Here is a 17511-nt window from a genome sequence, read left to right on the forward strand (position 1 = left end):
CCCCCACACGTCCCCTCAATGTCCGACCCCCCTACTAGTTTGTAACTGTCAGGGAAACACACCAACAAAGGAGCAACCACCATGGGGATGGACATCTAAGGCAAAGCACCGGCCTCAACCGAGGGTGAGTACTTCCGCAACTCGGTCTGGTGGTGGCATCCGCTCGCGGAATACATCACCCACGCCCACCCCGATCTCGCCGCGGCCTGCACCCTGTGGCACACCAACGACGGAGACGGGCTCGACGCTGATGACGCCGCGGCGCTTGCCGACGCGCTCACCGAGGATCTCAACAACGGCGCCGTGGCTCTCTACGAGGCGGAACGCAGCGTCCAGATCGCAGCCCTGCCACGCGAGACGTGCCAACTGTGTGCCGGGACAGGAACCCGCTCAGACGACATCGGCGTCCAGATGGGCTTCACCGCGCGCGGATGGTGCAACGGCTGCGACGGCCTCGGCGACCGCGAACCGTGGGCAGCGTCCTATGTCTTCGATGTCGCGAACGTCGCCGAGTTCGCGAAGTTCGCCCGCGCCTCGGGCGGCTTCGAGATCTGCTGATCCCACTTCTCGATGTCGGCGTCAACCGCTATACTGTAACTGTCAGGGATACTAACAAGGAGCTAAGATGGCCACCACCACGCAGGACACGATGAGCCAGCACTACGCCGAGCAGTACGGCATCAGCTTCGATCCTGAGTCCTACGATCCGCTCGCCGACCTGTTCGACGGTTCGTTCGGGCGTGACTGGGCGGACCTGCGCCACTGACCCGCTGGATGCGGGGTGCCCACTCCCCCGCACCCAGCTTCCAACCTCCACCACTCCGAGAGGACATCCAGATGAGCACCCTCCTCACCGACACCGACACCGAGTCGCGCGCCGCCTGGTCCGCCATCACCGAGCCCGCAGACACAGTCGCCGTCGCCTTCACGGCCGCCCTGGGTCACTCGGCCGCTCTCACTGAGCTGGAGAACCCGAAGGCCGCCATCCAATCGTTGATCGAGGTCGGCGCCGTTGCCGACCACACCGAAGCGTCCGCCGCGATCCGACGCTGGCTCCCGAGGCTCCAATCCTCCGCAGTGGATCACGCCCTCACCGACGCTGCCCGGGGCGGCATCCAACTGATAGCCCCATCCCAGATCCCGGGGCTGTCTGATCTCGGCGCTCAGGCACCACACCTGATCTGGCTCCGAGGAGACGCCGACGCTCTCACGGGACCGATCAGCAGCAGCGTCGCCATGGTGGGTGCCCGGGCGAGCACCTCTTACGGAGACACGGTCGCTCACAATCTCAGCGAGCACCTGGTCAACAGCGGCGTGACGATCATCAGCGGCGCCGCCTATGGAATCGACGGGGCATCGCACCGCGGCGCGCTGAGCGCTGGCGGGGTCACTGTCGCCTGGTTGGCCGGCGGCACAGACCGCCCCTACCCGGCGGGACACCGCGACCTGATCGAGCACATCGTCGAACGCGGGGGCGCAGTCGCGAGCGAAATGCCGCCCGGGGCAACACCGACACGCTGGCGTTTCCTCGGCCGCAATCGCCTCATCGCGGCATCATCGGCCGCGACCATCGTCGTCGAGGCGGGATACCGTTCCGGCGCTCTGACCACCGCGACCACCGCGGCGACGCTGGGCAGGACGCTCGGCGCTGTCCCCGGACCTGTTACGAGCGCATCATCAACCGGGTGCCACCACCTGATCCGTGAGCACGGGGCAAGCCTCATCACAGAGGCCTCCGACATCCTTGCGCTGATCAGCGGCGAGGCTCGACGGTGAGCAACGCACGCGGGCTGAACTGGTCACAGCGGGTGACCATGCGGATGATCGCGGATGGTCGTTCCCCATCCGGGGGGTCGAGCTTCCTAGACACGACAGGACTTGGCATCCCGGGGGGGACCATCCGCTCCCTGCATCAGCGAGGGCTGATCGAGCCGTACTCGTGGCTGAGTCCCGGCTGGGTGCTGACGAGGGCCGGCGTCGACGCGATCCGTAGCGGCGCGTGCGACGACGAGCCGGGAGTGGAGTAGCCATGGCCTGGACAGGCGGCGCGTATGACACGGCCGGGAAACGGAACTCCTCCAAGACGCATGCGCGCAAAGCGCACCCGTGCGAGTTCTGCGACGCGATCCCTCACGGCAACGGCGGCAGAGTCGCGCACGCCCGACGCCATGTCCGCGACGGTGAAGCCGTTGAGCTCGTGAAGTGGTACTCGATGTCTCCCAGCCCCTCTCGCATCTTCCTCCCCGCGGACGCGCGCGAGCGGATCGCCTGGTTCCTCCAGCAGGGCTACGAGATTGAACCGGTCAGAGGCGTGGCCCGATGACCGTCACGCGCGACTTCAGAGCACCCCGCAATGCCTCGTTCTGGGGGATCGACGCGGTGAAGATCACTTGCGATGGCGCTCCGTGGCCGGAGCAGCCGTGCGAGGCCAACCGGGTTCCCCTCCGTGCTCCCGCCGCCGCCAACGTCCGGGCGCACGCGCGAGCTCAAGGCTGGCGTGTCAACGTTCCCGGTGAAGTGAGAGCTGACGGGCGGCGGCGACGGTTGGACTTCTGTCCGACACACGCCGGAGCTTCGCGCCGGCCTTCGAACAACGACCGAGCGGGCGGGTCATGATCGAGAGGAAGCGCACCGGCTTCAACCGGTATCGCTGGGAGTGCGACGTTCCTGGCTGCCCGTATTCGGGGTCGACCGACACCCTCACTCGCGCCTCCGTCGCCCCTGCAGTGGCACGTCGAACAGAAGCACCCGGGTCACGCGAGCGCGGTGACGAGCTCGTCCCAGTGAGTCGTCGCCCGAGGTGTGAGCATCTCGCGCTTCATCTGCCAGGCGGGCCCCGGACGCAGTCCGGCGTATCCGAGCCCGAGGAGATCACGGCCTTCTCGACGTTGCACCTTCTCGATCAGCTCCGCGATGCCGAGGTCCTCGTGCGGGTGCCGGAACGGGGCGAGCGGTTCGTACACATGAGCGGGGCGTAGGTCGGTGAGCATGATCCCGGCGCGCGCATAGCGTGTGCCGTCCTCGAGTAGGGGAAGCAGTGTATGCGCGGCACGGGTGAGCTCGACAGGGTCGGCGGTCGGTGCCGGCAGCTTGACGAGCACGGAAGGAAAGCTGCGCTGCTCCGAGTAGTGGGAGGTGCCGGCGAAGGCCGTGAGAAGCTTTGCGACCTGCTGGTGCTTGACCAGACGAGCAGACGCCTGCTGCGCGTAGACAGACAGCGCCTGGCGCATCCCTGCGCGCGTGGTGATCTTCTCCGAGAACGAGCGTGACACGATCAGCTGCTCTTTCTTCCCGGTGCGGTCCTCTTCTGCGGCGATCGAGGGGATTCCTCGCAACTCGAGCGCGATCCTCATCACGACGACGTTGAATGCCTTGCGGATCTGGACTGGGTCCGCGGCCGCGAGATCCGCGATCGTCGTGATCCCCATTGCGACGAGCCGCCGCTCGAGGCGGCTCGCGATTCCCCAGATCTCCGAGACGGGCAGCCGCTTCATGAGCGAGAGTCTCCAGTCTGGGCGCGTGCCGGGCCACACGCACACACCATCGAAGACGGGGAGCTTCTTGGCTGTGCGGTTAGAGAGCTTCGCGAGCACGCGAGTCTCGGCGATGCCCACACACACGGGGACGCCGATCAGCCGGCGCACCGTGTCGCGGATGTCACGGCCGAGATCGGCGAGCGCCTGAACGTCGCCGGCGATGCGCGGGCTCACTCGGAGGAACGCTTCGTCGATGCTGTACACCTCGAGATCGGGCGTGAACCTCGCCAGCACCTCCATGGTTCGCCGGCTCATGTCGCCGTAGAGCTCATAATTGGAGCTCAGTGCGGTCAGCTGCAGCCGCTCGGCGTGAGGCTTGAGCTCGAACCACGGCCTGCCCAGGTCGAGTCCGAGCGCCTTGGCCTCACGGGATGACGCGACGATCATTCCATCGTTGTTGCTCAGCACAGCTACAGCCCGTCCCTCGAGCCGCGGCTGGAAGACGCGCTCCCAGCTCACATACGCGGAGTTGACATCGACGTGGGCGAGCATCTAGCACGTTCCCTGCGTCAGCGGGACCGCGCGCGGTTGAGGTGGTGGATGCAGTAGGTGGCTACCCCCCAGATCGTGAGCTCGGAGAGTTCGTCGACGACAATGTCGGGGTGTTCATTGCTCTCCGCGCGGAGGACGATCGCAGCGTCGTCGACGACGAGCCTCTTGATCGTGAGCTCACCATCCAGGACGGCGATGACGACGTCGCCATCCTGCGGTGTTCTCGAACGGTCGACGAGAAGCTCGTCTCCGTCGCTGATACCCGCGTTCGTCATGGAGTGCCCCGCGGCGCGGACGATGAAGGTCGCCGCGTGATCCTCTACGAGCATCTCTGTCAGGTCGATCGGGCCGTCGTAGTAGTCCTGCGCGGGAGAGGGGAACCCCGCGGCGACGGCGACCGGTGCCGCAAGGAGAGTTCTGCCCGGCGAGACCTCACCGACGCGGAACACTTCTACGACCTTTGACATACCGATTCCCTTGCACATTCGTAGTGCTATTCGGATATCGATTGTATGCGGTGGGGTGAGGCCCGCGTGAGCCGACCGCTACTGTGGTTGCTCCCCGGTCAGCTGATGGAAGTGGAGTTCTTCGAACCGTGCGGCGATCGCGTATTGGCGAGAGGCGAGATCGGCGAGATCGGCCTTCCGTCCGATGTCGTCCGTGGTGACCGCCAAGCCGCACAGGGTGTCCCCTTCCGCGCGTTGCTTGAGAGCTTCTTCCCAGTAGTCGAGTGACATCAGGCGCCTAGCGACCGAGAGTGAGCTGCTCGAGCTCGGGGCCGTGGATGAGGATCTCTGTGGCGATGACTCCGCCGTCAGTCTTGCGAGCCAAGCCGTTGCGGGTGAGGTCGGATAGGTAGGTCGAGAAGGTGCCGCCGGAGGTGGAGATCTCCGCGGCCGCGCCGAGGGCTTCACGACTGAGTGGATCGGGATAGGCGTCGATGAGCGCGTCGAGCATGGTGGCTGCGCCGCGGCGCAGAATGCCGCGGTAATGGTCCTGGAGCTCGCTGGGTGTGAGAGGGGCAGGGCGTGCACCGAGGTAATCGAAGCCCGCGTCGGTGAGGGTGTAGCCGGCGGAGTTCTCGTCAACGAATCCTGCGCGTCGGATGTCCGACAGGTAGGTCGACCAGGTGCCGCCGGAGGTCTTGAGATGTGAGACGGTCCCCCATTGGCTCTTGGTGAGGCGAAGCGGCGCCATCTGCGCGAGTGCGACGACCATGCGATGGGCGCCGCTGCGCAGTTTGGTCGTGGAACCAGCCGACGCTGCGGGGTCAACCGCAGACGGCTGCGCGGGCTCCTCGGGGTGCCGATGCGATACGGCCTCGGGGGCTGCCGGAGCAGTCTGTGCGGGTTGAGGCTCGGCCAGAGAATGAACCACGGCGGCGAGTTCGGCGAGCACGTGGCGCAGACCGTCGACGATCTTGGGATCTACGGAAGCCGGGATCTCCACGATGCGCTCAACGACCTTCTCCCGAGGTGGTGCGTTCTTCGCCACGGCGAGCTCGCGGCGAAGGCGGGTGAGCTCGTCACGCAGCTGAGCAACGACGTCATCTTCGGTGGTGCGAGTTGGCGCGAGCGCGGTCGCGAGCGCGGCAAGGTCGACGTCGGCGAGAGTCGTGCGTGCAGGGATGGAGAGATGCTCCCCTACCTGCGGGGTGGTGCCGGCGTCGAAGGTGTGCCGGCGTCGGAACCGGAACTTGATCGGCTCGCCGCGCTCGGGCTGCCAGAGCCAGCACTCGCCTGTCTGCAGCGTGGGGAGTTCGGCGAGGATCGTCTTTGAGTCGGCGTGGATGTCGATCCATGCCTTGATGGCGTCGCGGTCCTGGGGTGCGGTGGTGCGCAGCACGAACAGGTTGTCGATCTGGGTGAGGACGTCCTTGTTGACGGCGGCGCTGCGTTGGGATGCCATCGTGACGCCGAGGCCTTTGAAGCGGCCCTGCTTGACGATGCGCTGCCATGTCTCGACGAGCGCCGCGTTCTCACCGCGGACCTGCTGCGGAAGGTACTCGTGGCATTCCTCGAGGATGAAGTGGGTCGGAGTGCGGTCGGCGCGGCGGTAGAAGCGATCGCCGAAGGCCCGGAGGAAGCGGCGCTGCTCGGCCTTGGTGAACTCGCTCACGTCGAGGATGGCGGACAGCTGGCGGTCGACGAGGAGATCGGCGACGAGCTCGCCGGCAGTCGCGTCGAGAGGGATGTCGCCATGCCGTCCGCCGAGAATCGGGATGGGGAGACCGGGTGAGCGGCCGTCCGCTGACGTGCGCACGCCGTACCAGTCGCCCTTCGGGTCGACGACGATGACCGGCACGCCCACCTGGTGCATCTCCTCGAGGAGAACCACTGCAGCGCTCGTCTTGCCGGCACCCTTCTTGGCGAGGATGCCGTTGGAGCTCGTGATGATGTCGAGGGGCAGGTAGACATCCTCGGCGACGCGCAACCCAGTCATTGCTGCACGCGGGGGTCCAGCGATCGCTGAGAGCGGTTCGATTCGGTCATGGCGTCGTCTTCTCCTTCACCGCCCGCGGCTTCTTGAGCAGCTTCACCCCGAGGAGTTTCTCGAGGGCTTGAACTTCCTCGTCGCGCCAGCGGACTTCCCCTAGCAGCCGAGCACGGAAGGGGCCGGCGCCGACGCCGACCGAACGCGCTGCCTCGAACGCACTCATCGACTTCTTCGTGAGCTGCGTCTGCACCAGGCCGCTTACCTTCTTGCTGGTATCCCAGTCGAGGCGTCCCACGGTGTTTCGCGCAGGCCTTCCCACTGTCTTGGGCTCTCGGTTCTGCTGCGCGGCGATGTAGGCCTCGATCTCGGCCCGGTGGAACACTGCGGTGCCCCGGAACCCCTCGATGCGCATGGGCTTGGGAAACAGAGGGACGCCGGACGGGTTTCCCTTGGCCTCTAGGGCGCGGGAGCGTGTCTGGTACACGCGGACCGTGTCGTGCCGGACGCCGATCATCTTCGCTGCCTGCATGTAGGTCACGAACTCTGGGCGGACGACGTCCTCCAGCGGGATCGTCAGCTCTGAAACCATTCCTGCTCTCCGCTCGATCATTGGAAGGTTAGTAATGCACGAGGATACCAAATGAGCGCGACGCTGCCGGGTGCGATGATGGTCGGCATGTCGATCCCTCGATACGCGTCTGCCGCCCCCGATGGCGTGGTGACCTACGCCAACCCCTTCGTGTTCCTCGCAGAAGATCCCCGTCGTGAAGCCGCCAACGGGGTGACCGGAGATCTGGGCGGTTGGGATGTCTCGGACGGCTTCCGGCTCGCAGAGGACTTCGGGGAGTCTGAGTGGCGCATCTCCGTTCTGCACGACGAGGTGTACGCGGTGCTGCGGAAGTTCCCGGGTCAACGTGGCTACACATTCGATGGCCCTGTGTGGATGCTCGCGGAGATCCCGGTGTCGCTGCGTGATCCTGTTCAGCAATCCCTCGTTCCACACGAGGCCGTCCAAGAGCTGATGTCCAAGGTTGAGCAGCTGCGACGCACCCCGGACTCGCTTCTCACCGCAGTCGGGGTCATCCGGTCAGGGCTGCAGGTCTTAGCAGCGGGTTCCTAGCCGTCGATACTTTCGGATGCAGCCAGCTTCTTGCGCTGGCTGAGGCTGGGACGGTACATCGCGATGCCGTACGGGAAAGCGGGCCCTACCTCTATCAGCCCGGGTAGCCGCTCTGCGTACTCAGCGGCCAGGACGGGCGCGGAGGCGGTGAGCCTGATCCCGACGTCGACGGAGTCGGCGGCCGCGGCCGCGGATGCCAGCAGCAGCTTCTGGAGCCTCTCCCCCGCACCCTTGGCTCGGGGTGCCCGGTTGTGATCGGTGATAGTCCAGTACTCGCTGGTGGCGTGGATCGTCATGGTCGAGGTGCCGTCCTCGAGTACGTAAGTGAGGCGGTGCGACTGCCCACCACGCGTCCTGAGCAGCAGCGCCACCAGGAGCAGCGCCACGGCGACGCACGCGGCGGCCGCGGCGAAGATGACCGGACCGTACTTCACCCCCACTCCGACGAACGCGACCCCGAGAAGAAGAAGGAGCATCGAGAAGACTCTCTGGCCAGCTGTCGTGCTGGAGGTGAACGCCCTCTGCCAGAGAAGAGACCGCAGCACCCATCCGGACTGTCGGAACAGATCTCGAGCCGTGGCGCGCCGGATGCCGGCGGGCGGTTCGGGCAACGGGGAAGGTGTCATTCTTTGGATCTCCGTGCGGCGCGGCGCTGCGCGCGCATCACCTCTACATGCTCGTTCGCGTCTGAGGTGGAGATGGAGAGCAGATGCTCGATCGCAGCGAGTTCTTCGGGCCTCCAAGCCGTTCGCCCCCGAAGACGTTCACCGAGAGTGACGGTGTTCAGCGACAGCTGAGAGGCGAGTCCGCGCAGGGTGGATACGTCGGGTTCGCCTGCGCCCGCTGCCACGGCCTGGCGAAGGCGTGCGGCGAATGTGGCATCCCTGCTGCCGTCTGTCTGTGCGGTGCGGGGTGGCCGGCCTGCCGTCCCGGATCTTCGCGAGCGAGCCTCGATGTAGGCGTCGATCTCGGCCTCATCGAACAACACTGTGCGCCCGTCATAGCCGACAGGATCGGGGAACCTCGCCGGTCCGGGGAGCTTCGAGCGGTCGTTGCTCCGGTAGACGTAGACGGTATTCAGAGAGACGCCCATCTTCTTGGCGATGTCGTCGCTGCTGATCCGCCGGGAGGATCCACCGTGTTGCTGACTCATCGCCACACCGCTTTGCCGTCACCCATTGACTCTCCTGTGGTCTGGTTGGTTGGCGGAGCGATCGCCGCCCCTTTCATGAATGTAACCACGCGCCGTAGACGCCTCTCAGCAGAATCACTTCGCAGACACGCCTGGACAGTCACCTAGTTGCGCATCCTGGTTCCGTAACATGGTTCTATGTCGAACGAGAACGTTGAGATCATCCGCCGGCAGATCGCTGCGGTCGGAGAAGAGATCGCCCGCACGGACGAGCTGCTTGAGAAGCGTGGTCGTCTCGTAGAGGAGGCGCGAGCCGCCGGCATGACGTACCGAGAAGTCGCTCAGCTGCTTGGTATGACAGAGACCGGTCTGCGCAAGACCCAGAAAGCTTTCCGAGCACGGGCTCTGATGCTCGAGGCGAAGGCATCCTGACCTCGCCTCGACGAGCAGCCCGCGAGAGTCGTGAAATCTGCTTGCAAATTGCAATATTCTTTTACTAATATAAGGTCATGGAGGTGACGGGTATGGAGGAGTACGACTACCGCCCGAAGCCCTGGGTGCCGAAAGACGTTCCCACGATCTGGGTCGACCACACAACCGGCCAGGGAGTGACCCAGGACGGCACCTCTGTGCGTCCGGTCATCGGCGACCGACGCAAGAACCCGAACCTGACCGATCTTCTCGATACAGCTGCCAGCTTCGGCGCCAACCGGATCATGCTGACCGGGAAGCGACCCGAGCCTGAGCCTGGCGTCCGCCACTGGCTGTACGTGCAGACACCTCGATGGAAGTCCGGCACACACTGGATCAACAACGGACCTCCCACTGGGCGCTTCGAGCACGAGACCACCGGCTTCAAGATTGAGGTGCGCACGGCCGAGGAATGGTTCGGGGATATCCCACTCTCCCCCGCCCAGGCCCGCAGTGCCTGGGATACGACCGCCGCGATTCTGAAGGCCGCCGACGAGCGGGCGCGGATGTTCAACTCCCCCGCCGCCACTGGCACCAATCTCTGGGCGCTCTCGCTCCCCAAGAACGTCAACCCTGTGCCGGTCTCGTCCGACATCGCTGAGGAGATCCACGCGACCAGCGGCCAACACCACATCGAGCATCTCGTCGCCGGCCCTGATGCCTCTGCTCACGAGGACTGTGTCCCGCTCGTCGACCCAGCCAAGCAGAAGAAGATCAATGAGTTCGCGTACGTCGATGGCCGCTTCATGTACGCGGCGCTGGGTCGTGAGCTCGGTATCGGGCCCGCGCGCCGACTGAACCGCGCCGCCGCCTACCAGCTGATGGAAGAGGATCCCTACGCACGGGCCCGGTTCTACGTCCGTTTCCAGATTCCCACGACGTGGAACCATGTCGGGATCCTCGGGGTTCGACACCAGCGGGTCGAGGACGGGTGGTACTACCCCAACCGGCCGGGAGCTCGCGGAGAGACCTGGGCCGATGCCGCCGAGATCCAGGTAGCCCGCTCCGCGGGATGGGTCGTGGATCCGCAGGAGGCGATCGTCTTCCGGAAGGCCCGGCCTCTCGACACCTTCTTCGAGCGGATCATGCGGGCCCGAGACCGGGTCAATGAGCACCCCGACATGCACCCGATGCTCCGTCGCGCTGTGATGGCCGCGCTCCGCGCGATCGTCCTTCACAGTGTGGGTGCGTTCGCCTCCTCGGGGCGGGATCAGACCCGTGTCGCTACAAGCGCCCTCGAGGTGCCGGCGCAATATCAGGCTCGGATGCAGCGCCAGGGCAAGCTGTTCGTCTACCACGTGCCCAGCGAACGCAACGCCCGCACCGAGTCGTTCTATCACCCGGAGCTCGCCGCGCAGGTGTGGGGTCGAGCGCGAGCTCGTGTTCTCGATGGGCCCAGTGCGCTCGGCTTGCACACGGCCGGCGCTCTCGCCGTCGACCCGACCACACTGCTCGGCATCCAGGGTGACGCCATCTACACCAGTACCCTTCCGGGTTGGTCGCTGCCGGTCGCCAACGGCGGTGGGGACGACGGCAAGACCGGGCGTCTTCGCCTTCAGGGCTACCTCGGTGGTGGATCCTTCCTCACCCCTGAGCGAATCCAGCAGCGTCTGTCGCTCCGGTCGCGAGCGGAGAAGGCCGGTATCGAGGCTGCGCTCGAACGGGACGAGGTGATGGCCGGTGGCTGACGAGCAGCGTTCGGCTCAGGATCTGGTGCGCTTCCTTCGCGGCCGCGGGGTATCGACGTCGGAGATCGCCGCGGAACTGCACCGCTCCCCCAGGATGGTCCGGAAGATCCTCAACGGTGAGACCAGCGGGGCGTTGTACCGGTCGACGCTCGAGGAGCTCGCGACGACCGGCCGCGCGTCAAGCGTCCCTCCCCGTCGACGACTGAAGTCCGGTGGTCTGGTTCCGGTGCGTGCGAAGGCCGGCGCGAAGGCGAAGACGGTCGTTCCCGAGGATCCGGGCGGCACGTACACCGCTGCGCGCCAGGGTGGCGCGATGCAGGCCTCGACGACCTACATGGCGGAGGGCGGCCGTCAGGTGGAGCTTCGGCTGCCTAAGGGGAAGACCGCGAAGGGGCGAGCGCTGGCGGATGCGGAGATCGTCAAGCAGATCCGCAACGCAGCGAAGGGGCAGGCGAAGGAGAACCAGAAGAAGGTCCGGGCGACTTTGACCTTCGCGAACGGGCGGGTGATGGAGGTCAACACGTACAACGCCTCCACCATGCTGCAGCGTGTGAACGAAGCCGGCGGCAGCGCACTGGAGTGGATGCGGGGCGAGTCGAAGAACCGGTATCTGAACCTGGACGTCTCGAAGGAGCCGATCACCGGGGTGACGCTGACCGTGTTCTCGGACGCCAAGACACCCGAATACGAGACGTTCAAGGCACAGGGGCGGCCCCGCAGAGGCAGGGCTCTGAGCCCTGCCGAGGAAGCGCGCGCCGCACAGAAGGCCCGCCTCGAGCAAGGACAACGACGCGGCCGCCGCAGGTCGTGACGAGGAACGAGACATGATGACTGAGAAGAAGACGCCCTTGGAGAACCCGCTCCGGTTGACGGTGGGAAACCTCAAGGGAGGGGTCGCGCGCTCGACGACGTCGATCATGCTCGCGTTGGCCTTGGTGCAGCGCACCGGCCAGCGGGTCCTGCTCGTCGACGCGGACCGAGCGAACGGCACCAGCTTCGAGTGGTCGGAGTACGCCGGCGAGGTCTGGCCCGCCGAGGTGAACGTCGTCTACCTGCCTTCCCAGCTGCTTGGCAAGCGGGTCCGGGAGATGTGGCCCGACGGTCACCTGATCATCGATACCGGCAACGACTCCACGACGCTGCGGCAGGCGCTGATGGTCACCGACCAGCTGCTGATGCCGATCGGCGCGACCCCGTCTGAGGCGACTCGGTTGACACCGACTCTGCAGGCCGCGGCCGAGGTCGCGAGCATCAAGCCGATCGAGCTGTCGATTCTGTTCACTCGCACCAAGCCGAACACCATTAGCTTCCGGGAGGCGTGGGAGCAGCTCAAGCAAATGGAGGGCGACGTTGAAGGGCTGCACGTGCTCGACGTCAACGTGCCCTTCCAGCTGCTCTACTCGCAGGCCTTCGGCACGGCGCCGACCAACCTCGGCGTCTACCCGGAAGTGCTCGACGAGATCCTGACGGGAGGCTCGCGATGACACAGCCCACGTCGAAGACGAAGACGGACTGGAGCGCCGCGTTCAGTAAGCCCGAGACCGCACCCCGGTCGTTGGAGGCCGTCCCCGACGAGGAGACGGAGACCACACCGACTGCATCGAAGCCGTCCAGGCAGGGGAAGCCCCGGGGCCCGTACAACGTCAAGAAGGTGGACAAGAAGGCGGCCACGTTCCGGCTGCCGCCTGATGTGCTCGAGCTGATCGACAACGCTCGCGAAGAGGCCGCGCAGAGCGGGGTTCGTCTGACCAAGGACGACGCCGTCACCGCCGCGATCCGCCACTACTACGGGTCTAGCCGACGTCGTCGCTGACCTTCACGACGCGCCTGCACCCCCCTCTCCGCAGCGCTCATCCCGCGACACTCGCGCATAGTTTCGTATCGAAATCTGCTTGCAATTTGCGTGTATTTTGCTTGCAGGTTTGGCCGCCCGTGTTAGGCTGAGCCGCAGCGTCGATCCGCGCTATGGCGCGGGAGAGATGCGGAGGCTCAGACCAACAGGCCCTCTCCCCCAGGTGCACGTTCACTGCACGATAGGTGCTCGGTTCGGGGGTGGAGCCTGCTTGCATTTTTCAAGCAGGTTTCACGTCTTCGGTGGCGATTGGGTCGAGGATGCTCGGGTCGTGCTTGTCTACGGTGCGACTGTTGTTCAGTCGTCGGTCCACGAGGTGCGTTCGCATCGTTCGGGCGACGGACTCTGAGCTGTGCTCGAGGAGTGCGAGCAGCTCGTCACGGTTGCTGGCGGAGGCGCGCGTGTCGCCGTCGACGGTGAGCGGGGTGGGATCGAGCCAGGCCTCCCACAGGTCTGGTGTGACGAACGCCGGCATGCGGTCGTGGACTTCGCCGGAGGCGTCTCGCGCTTCTCGGGTGACGACGACGAACACGCGAGCGCGAGCGTTGGAGATCTCCGTCGTCCAGGTGAGGCCGGCTGCCGCCAGCAAGCCGTCACCGGTGATCAGGTGGGGCTGCTTGTCGCCGGCGGCGCCGGTCCACTCGATGTAGCCGGGGGCCATGGGCACGAGGCATCGGCTGTGGGAGAACGCGCCCACCCAGAACCGGCTTGTGAGCTTCTCGATACGCGCGTTGATGATCGGGCCGCCCGCTGGCCGGTTGGGCGGCTTGGGCCAGTCCCATCGCGCGAGCGTGAGCTCGCGCTGCTTCCTGTCCTGCTCGCTCGAGGCGATGCGCACGATCGGCGCCGAGGTGGTCGGGGCGATCGAGTAGGTCGGTCGCCAGTCCTCTGCGCGGCCGCCGGCGGCGACGAAGGCGGTGATCAACTCGTTCGTCGTCGAGCTCAGGGCGAATCTGCCGCACATGCTGCGAGGGTATCCCCCGCCGATACACGCTCGCTGGTGCGTGTATTCAGCCGCGCACGGGTCGACCGCGCTGCAGCTGGCCGCTGGCCGCGAACGGCTCCCCGTCGTTGTGCAGCTGCTCACGTCGGATTGACTCGTTCAGCAGCGCGGTCTCGACGAACGCGCTGAAGGACTCGTCTCCTTCGAGGTGCGCGGTCGCCTTGTACGTCGCAACGGCACGGGAGCGGGCATCGGGGTCGATGTACGTGTTGACGCGTGCCTGCTCGCTCTTGGTGGCCGCTGCGGGCTTCCGTGCGGCTTGGGGGCGCCGTGGTGCCGCGGGAGCCTTTGCAGGGCGCTCAGGGGCTGCAGGAGCCGTTTCGGCGGGTGCGGCGGGGGCTGGATCTGTGGTGGGTGCGGGGCGGTTGCGGGCGATCATGCTCTTCGGGTCGACCTTCCGAGGCGCGAGCCCGGTGATGCCGAGGGGGGCGTCGTCGCTCATGCGTGTGTTCCTTCCAGCTCGGGGTGGGATTCGGCGGCGATGAGCCGGTCGTTGATCTCCTGTGCGATCGCTCGAAGATCGCCGGCGACTGAGCCGGCAGTTGAGCTCGTCAGCTGCTTGTTCTTCAACTCACCGCTGCGGATCTTCCACCAGGCGATGCCTGCCTTGGCTTCGTCCTTGGCGCGCACGTCGAGCTCGTAGGCGAGGAGACCGGCGTTACGTGCCTGGCTCGCGACGGCTTCGCTGTGACGAACCGTCCGGTGGAAGACGATGTCTCGGCCGATACCGTTGTCGTCTCCGACGCCGAACATCTCGTCGAGCGCGTGGCGGGCGTCCTTCTCCGCGTTGCGGATGTGCACGGCGCCGTCCTTGCGCGCCGTGGCGGTGCCGACGTCGGTGAGGACGACGCCCAGCAGGTCGATGTCGCGGTTGACGTCGAGGACCTGGTCGATGCGCTCGGCGACCTTGGCGACGCCCTTGATGCTGGACATGTCGGTCTTGCTGGGCACGAGCACCCATCGCGCGGCGGACAGAGCCGCCAGCTGCAGCACGCCGTCTCCCGGCGGGCAGTCGAGGAAGATGAAGTCGTAGTCGCCGGCGACGGGCTCGAGGATCCGTGCGAGGGCGAGCTTGGCGCCCGTGGGGTTGCGTCCCATCTCCGCGCTCAGCGCGGCGGTGACGTTGTGCAGCGCTCCCCCGCCGGCCCATACGTCGAGGTTGGGCCTGACGTCGGTGATCGCCTGGACGGTGCCTCCGAACATCATGGCCTTGGCGAGCGACTCTCCCCCGTCGTTGCGTTCGTCGTCCGAGTAACCGAGGTCGTCCTCGAGGTTCCCCTGCGGGTCCAGGTCGACGAGGAGTACTCGGGCGCCGGCGAGGGCGAAGTATCCACCGACGTTCGAGACGAGGGTCGTCTTCCCGACTCCCCCCTTCAGGCTCTCGATAGCCAGGACTCTGCTGAGCAAGTCGTGGTCGACCACGCGTCCCTGAGCTGCCACTCGCTCATCCTCCAGCGTTAATGACGGGATTCCCGTTGTTGCACGTAATACACGCATTCGCGTGTTTAACGAACATAACGTGTATCCCGTCGTTGACGCAATATCCGGTATCAGCGTGTATCCCGTTTTTACTGTTATTGCCGTTATTGGCGGTTGGCGACCAGGTGGAGCTGCTCGGCGATGGGTGTGGGGAGCGTGGTGGACGGGCTCGCGACACGCGCGTGCTGGCCCTGGAGCTCGACCGTGAGCACATGGGTGCCGTACTCCCAGCGGGCACACTTGCGGGTCGGATCGTGAGACGGGATCCAGCCGGCCTCGACGAGGAGCCGTTCCAGGATCGTGATGTCGCCGACGAGCCCCTGAAGCTCTCTGGACTGCTGGTGCAGGGGGGAGGGGCCGACGAGCGTGGTGACGAGCGTCTTGATCGCGTGGACGCGTGATGCGGTCGATGAGTTCCTGCGTCGGGTGGGGGAGCGGTGGTGCTCTGCGAAGAAGGCCGCGCGAGCTGCTTCCGCGGCCTTGAGCGCTTCTGCCTCCTCGGCCGCCCTGGTCCGGGCCTCGTCGGCGGCGACGGTGCGCGCCTTGACGCGTTCTTCCTGTTCCCGCAGCTGGCGTTCGTGCCGGGTCTCGCCGTGCGTGAAGGCCTGCAGCTTTCCGAGCATCCAGGCGAAGTGCGCGAGCCGATCGCGCTTGTCGGCGTTGTCGAGCGGACGGATCCGTGCGGCGGCGAGTGCGTCGTCGAGCTCGGCGCGCAGCGTCTCGAGCGTGTAGCGGTCAGGCGTGATCCGGTGACGTTCGAGGATGTTGCACAGCTGCCCGATGTGGCGGGCGCCGTAGAGAGCACCCGGCGTGGTGGCGGGCCCGGGGGAGTGCAGGCCGTAGTTGCGAGCGATTCTCCAAGCGAACTCCTGCAGCGCGATCGGGCGAGGCGGCCTCGGGGGCTGGGGGCGAGATCGACTCTTTCGTCTCAGCTTCGGCCGCGGAGCGGCCGTCGCGAGCGGCCCGGGGCGCGCCCGTCTCGCGCGCTGGGGCGCGCGTTGGTGACCATCTCTGATCGTGAGATTCCTCAAGAACTGAACCGCTGCGCGGTAGGTGGAAAATCTCCACAGGCCGGCTGGGTTCGGGGATGGTCATGGCGCGCACGGATGCTGCGGCCTCCTGGTATCCACCGTGCGCGCGCTTGGCCTGCCGACGCTCGGCGGGGGAGAGGTGCCGACCCATGACGACCGTCACGGCGAGGCCGAGCTTCTCCAGTAGCCGCCTGGCGGTGCCGACGGTGCGATCGGACATGCCCAGCTGCCGGGCGACGGACGCATGGGAGGTGGTGACGCCGCGGCCGGTGAGCCGGTCTGCGCACTGCGCGTCCATCTGCGCGACACGCAGCACCGTGTCGGCCGAGATCTTCACCTTCCCGCGCAGCTGTTCACCGCGCGTCGACGCGAGCATGCGACGGACCAGAGCAAGCCATGACGTCGGCGACTGCCAGGCCACAATCCGGCTGTAGGCACCGTCAGCGACGGGCAGAGACCAGGAACGGGACAAGGGAGGCTCCGGCGAAGCTGCCCCAGCCCCTGTGGCCGGCGTAGGCGAGGCAAGGGGGCGCCTCCACCTGTGCACACCAGCGCCACACGGCGACGGCGGGGCAGCCGTGCTAGAGCGATTGCGTGCGGGCCTGCTCAGGCAGGTGCAGATCCCCTCGGGTGCACTAGAAGAAGCCGTCTGAGGGGTCAGACCAGCGAACGACGGGCTCTCAGGCGAAATCTGCTTGCATTTTTCTTGCAAACTGCTTGCAGATTTCGGCTGTGAATGCTGTGCATATATATGTGCTTGAGCTACGATGGGGTCACCTCCTCCAGCGCGGTTGAGGGCACAACAAAAGTCCGGGTTGCCTCCCGGCGAATACGACAAGAGCTGCGACCGGCAAGTCGCGAATCTTGAAGGACTAGTTCGAACTGGACGTCGGCAAACTGATCAGTTCGGAACCACAGAGACCTGGACCCCTCGCTTCGGCGGGGGGTCCACCTTTTTAAGCCGTGTCGATAGGCAACTCCCCGTCGCGTGAGAGCGGGGGCACCCATGGGGGGATGCCCTGGTCTGTGAGCTCGAGATGCTCCACCACCGATTCGAAGAAGAGAGCGGCGGAGAGACCAGAACGGGCGGCGATCGCCTCGAAACGATCCTTGCTGGCTTCTTCTACGGTGTAGGTGAGGGCGACCGGCTTGATCATCGTGCCGCGCTCTCGACGTCGAACCGCACGCCGCGGTCGGTCGGAAGAAACGTCGGTCATGCGTACAGTAAAGCCCAGTACTGGGATTAACTCCATAGGGCGACACCCGCGTGT

The 17511-nt window shown here is 66.0% G+C and carries 21 protein-coding genes; 9 read left to right on the plus strand and 12 right to left on the minus strand.

Annotated elements, in window-relative coordinates:
• Positions 1-303: 303 nt before the first annotated feature.
• The 3 genes from AC1Q49_RS08835 to dprA all read left to right on the plus strand — a co-directional run bounded on the left by AC1Q49_RS08835 (position 304) and on the right by dprA (position 1776).
• Positions 304-558, plus strand: coding sequence for a hypothetical protein (locus AC1Q49_RS08835; protein WP_492491687.1), 255 nt, complete (start codon positions 304-306; stop codon positions 556-558).
• A 67-nt stretch (positions 559-625) separates the two neighbouring features.
• On the plus strand, positions 626-766 hold the full coding sequence (locus AC1Q49_RS08840) for a hypothetical protein (protein ID WP_269268545.1): 141 nt from the start codon (positions 626-628) through the stop codon (positions 764-766).
• 71 nt (positions 767-837) lie between these two features.
• Positions 838-1776, plus strand: a complete 939-nt coding sequence (gene dprA, locus AC1Q49_RS08845) for a DNA-processing protein DprA (protein WP_492491689.1) — start codon at positions 838-840, stop codon at positions 1774-1776.
• 977 nt (positions 1777-2753) lie between these two features.
• Here dprA and AC1Q49_RS08850 read toward each other — a convergent pair.
• The 5 genes from AC1Q49_RS08850 to AC1Q49_RS08870 form a co-directional block, all read right to left on the minus strand.
• Positions 2754-4028: a Y-family DNA polymerase gene (locus AC1Q49_RS08850; protein ID WP_454115807.1), complete on the minus strand. Its 1275-nt coding sequence runs from the start codon at positions 4026-4028 to the stop codon at positions 2754-2756.
• Between the two features lie 17 nt (positions 4029-4045).
• A complete protein-coding gene (locus AC1Q49_RS08855; protein WP_454115808.1) occupies positions 4046-4495 on the minus strand; it encodes a LexA family protein in 450 nt (149 codons plus the stop codon).
• A gap of 78 nt (positions 4496-4573) precedes the next feature.
• Positions 4574-4765, minus strand: coding sequence for a hypothetical protein (locus tag AC1Q49_RS08860; RefSeq protein ID WP_492491692.1), 192 nt, complete (start codon positions 4763-4765; stop codon positions 4574-4576).
• A gap of 7 nt (positions 4766-4772) precedes the next feature.
• Entirely contained in the window at positions 4773-6470 is a 1698-nt protein-coding gene (locus AC1Q49_RS08865) for an ATP-binding protein (protein WP_492491694.1), read from the minus strand.
• A 46-nt stretch (positions 6471-6516) separates the two neighbouring features.
• Positions 6517-7053 (minus strand): hypothetical protein, encoded by a 537-nt coding sequence (locus AC1Q49_RS08870; RefSeq protein WP_269268548.1) that lies wholly within the window; start codon positions 7051-7053, stop codon positions 6517-6519.
• Positions 7054-7104: 51 nt separating this feature from the next.
• Between AC1Q49_RS08870 and AC1Q49_RS08875 the strand changes: the two genes are divergently transcribed.
• On the plus strand, positions 7105-7584 hold the full coding sequence (locus AC1Q49_RS08875) for a hypothetical protein (protein ID WP_269268549.1): 480 nt from the start codon (positions 7105-7107) through the stop codon (positions 7582-7584).
• On the opposite strand, the gene AC1Q49_RS08880 is transcribed toward AC1Q49_RS08875, so the two are convergent.
• A complete protein-coding gene (locus AC1Q49_RS08880) occupies positions 7581-8060 on the minus strand; it encodes a hypothetical protein (protein ID WP_269268550.1) in 480 nt (159 codons plus the stop codon). The genes AC1Q49_RS08875 and AC1Q49_RS08880 overlap by 4 nt on opposite strands.
• Positions 8061-8206: 146 nt before the next feature.
• On the minus strand, positions 8207-8737 hold the full coding sequence (locus tag AC1Q49_RS08885; RefSeq protein ID WP_269268551.1) for a helix-turn-helix transcriptional regulator: 531 nt from the start codon (positions 8735-8737) through the stop codon (positions 8207-8209).
• Positions 8738-8914: 177 nt separating this feature from the next.
• Between AC1Q49_RS08885 and AC1Q49_RS08890 the strand changes: the two genes are divergently transcribed.
• From AC1Q49_RS08890 to AC1Q49_RS08910, 5 genes are all read left to right on the plus strand, one after another.
• A complete protein-coding gene (locus AC1Q49_RS08890) occupies positions 8915-9148 on the plus strand; it encodes a hypothetical protein (protein ID WP_242085687.1) in 234 nt (77 codons plus the stop codon).
• A gap of 77 nt (positions 9149-9225) precedes the next feature.
• Positions 9226-10875 (plus strand): hypothetical protein, encoded by a 1650-nt coding sequence (locus tag AC1Q49_RS08895; protein ID WP_492491698.1) that lies wholly within the window; start codon positions 9226-9228, stop codon positions 10873-10875.
• The gene (locus tag AC1Q49_RS08900) at positions 10868-11686 is read left to right on the plus strand and encodes a hypothetical protein (protein WP_242085691.1); all 819 of its coding nucleotides are present in this window, start codon (positions 10868-10870) and stop codon (positions 11684-11686) included. The genes AC1Q49_RS08895 and AC1Q49_RS08900 overlap by 8 nt, the downstream gene beginning before the upstream one ends.
• Positions 11687-11699: 13 nt before the next feature.
• Entirely contained in the window at positions 11700-12359 is a 660-nt protein-coding gene (locus tag AC1Q49_RS08905) for a ParA family protein (protein WP_242085693.1), read from the plus strand.
• Positions 12356-12688, plus strand: a complete 333-nt coding sequence (locus tag AC1Q49_RS08910) for a hypothetical protein (RefSeq protein WP_492491701.1) — start codon at positions 12356-12358, stop codon at positions 12686-12688. The genes AC1Q49_RS08905 and AC1Q49_RS08910 overlap by 4 nt, the downstream gene beginning before the upstream one ends.
• A gap of 259 nt (positions 12689-12947) precedes the next feature.
• Here AC1Q49_RS08910 and AC1Q49_RS08915 read toward each other — a convergent pair whose 3' ends face one another.
• The 5 genes from AC1Q49_RS08915 to AC1Q49_RS08935 all read right to left on the minus strand — a co-directional run bounded on the left by AC1Q49_RS08915 (position 12948) and on the right by AC1Q49_RS08935 (position 17457).
• A complete protein-coding gene (locus AC1Q49_RS08915; RefSeq protein ID WP_269268555.1) occupies positions 12948-13691 on the minus strand; it encodes an SOS response-associated peptidase in 744 nt (247 codons plus the stop codon).
• 46 nt (positions 13692-13737) lie between these two features.
• On the minus strand, positions 13738-14172 hold the full coding sequence (locus tag AC1Q49_RS08920) for a ParB family protein (protein WP_269268556.1): 435 nt from the start codon (positions 14170-14172) through the stop codon (positions 13738-13740).
• Entirely contained in the window at positions 14169-15170 is a 1002-nt protein-coding gene (locus AC1Q49_RS08925; RefSeq protein ID WP_492491704.1) for a ParA family protein, read from the minus strand. The genes AC1Q49_RS08920 and AC1Q49_RS08925 overlap by 4 nt, the downstream gene beginning before the upstream one ends.
• Before the next feature lie 143 nt (positions 15171-15313).
• The gene (locus tag AC1Q49_RS08930) at positions 15314-16240 is read right to left on the minus strand and encodes a hypothetical protein (RefSeq protein WP_492491706.1); all 927 of its coding nucleotides are present in this window, start codon (positions 16238-16240) and stop codon (positions 15314-15316) included.
• A 956-nt stretch (positions 16241-17196) separates the two neighbouring features.
• Complete coding sequence (locus AC1Q49_RS08935; RefSeq protein WP_269268559.1) at positions 17197-17457, minus strand: hypothetical protein; 261 nt, start codon at positions 17455-17457, stop codon at positions 17197-17199.
• Positions 17458-17511: the final 54 nt, after the last annotated feature.

Source organism: Microbacterium sp. MPR-TSA4 (assembly GCF_058792815.1).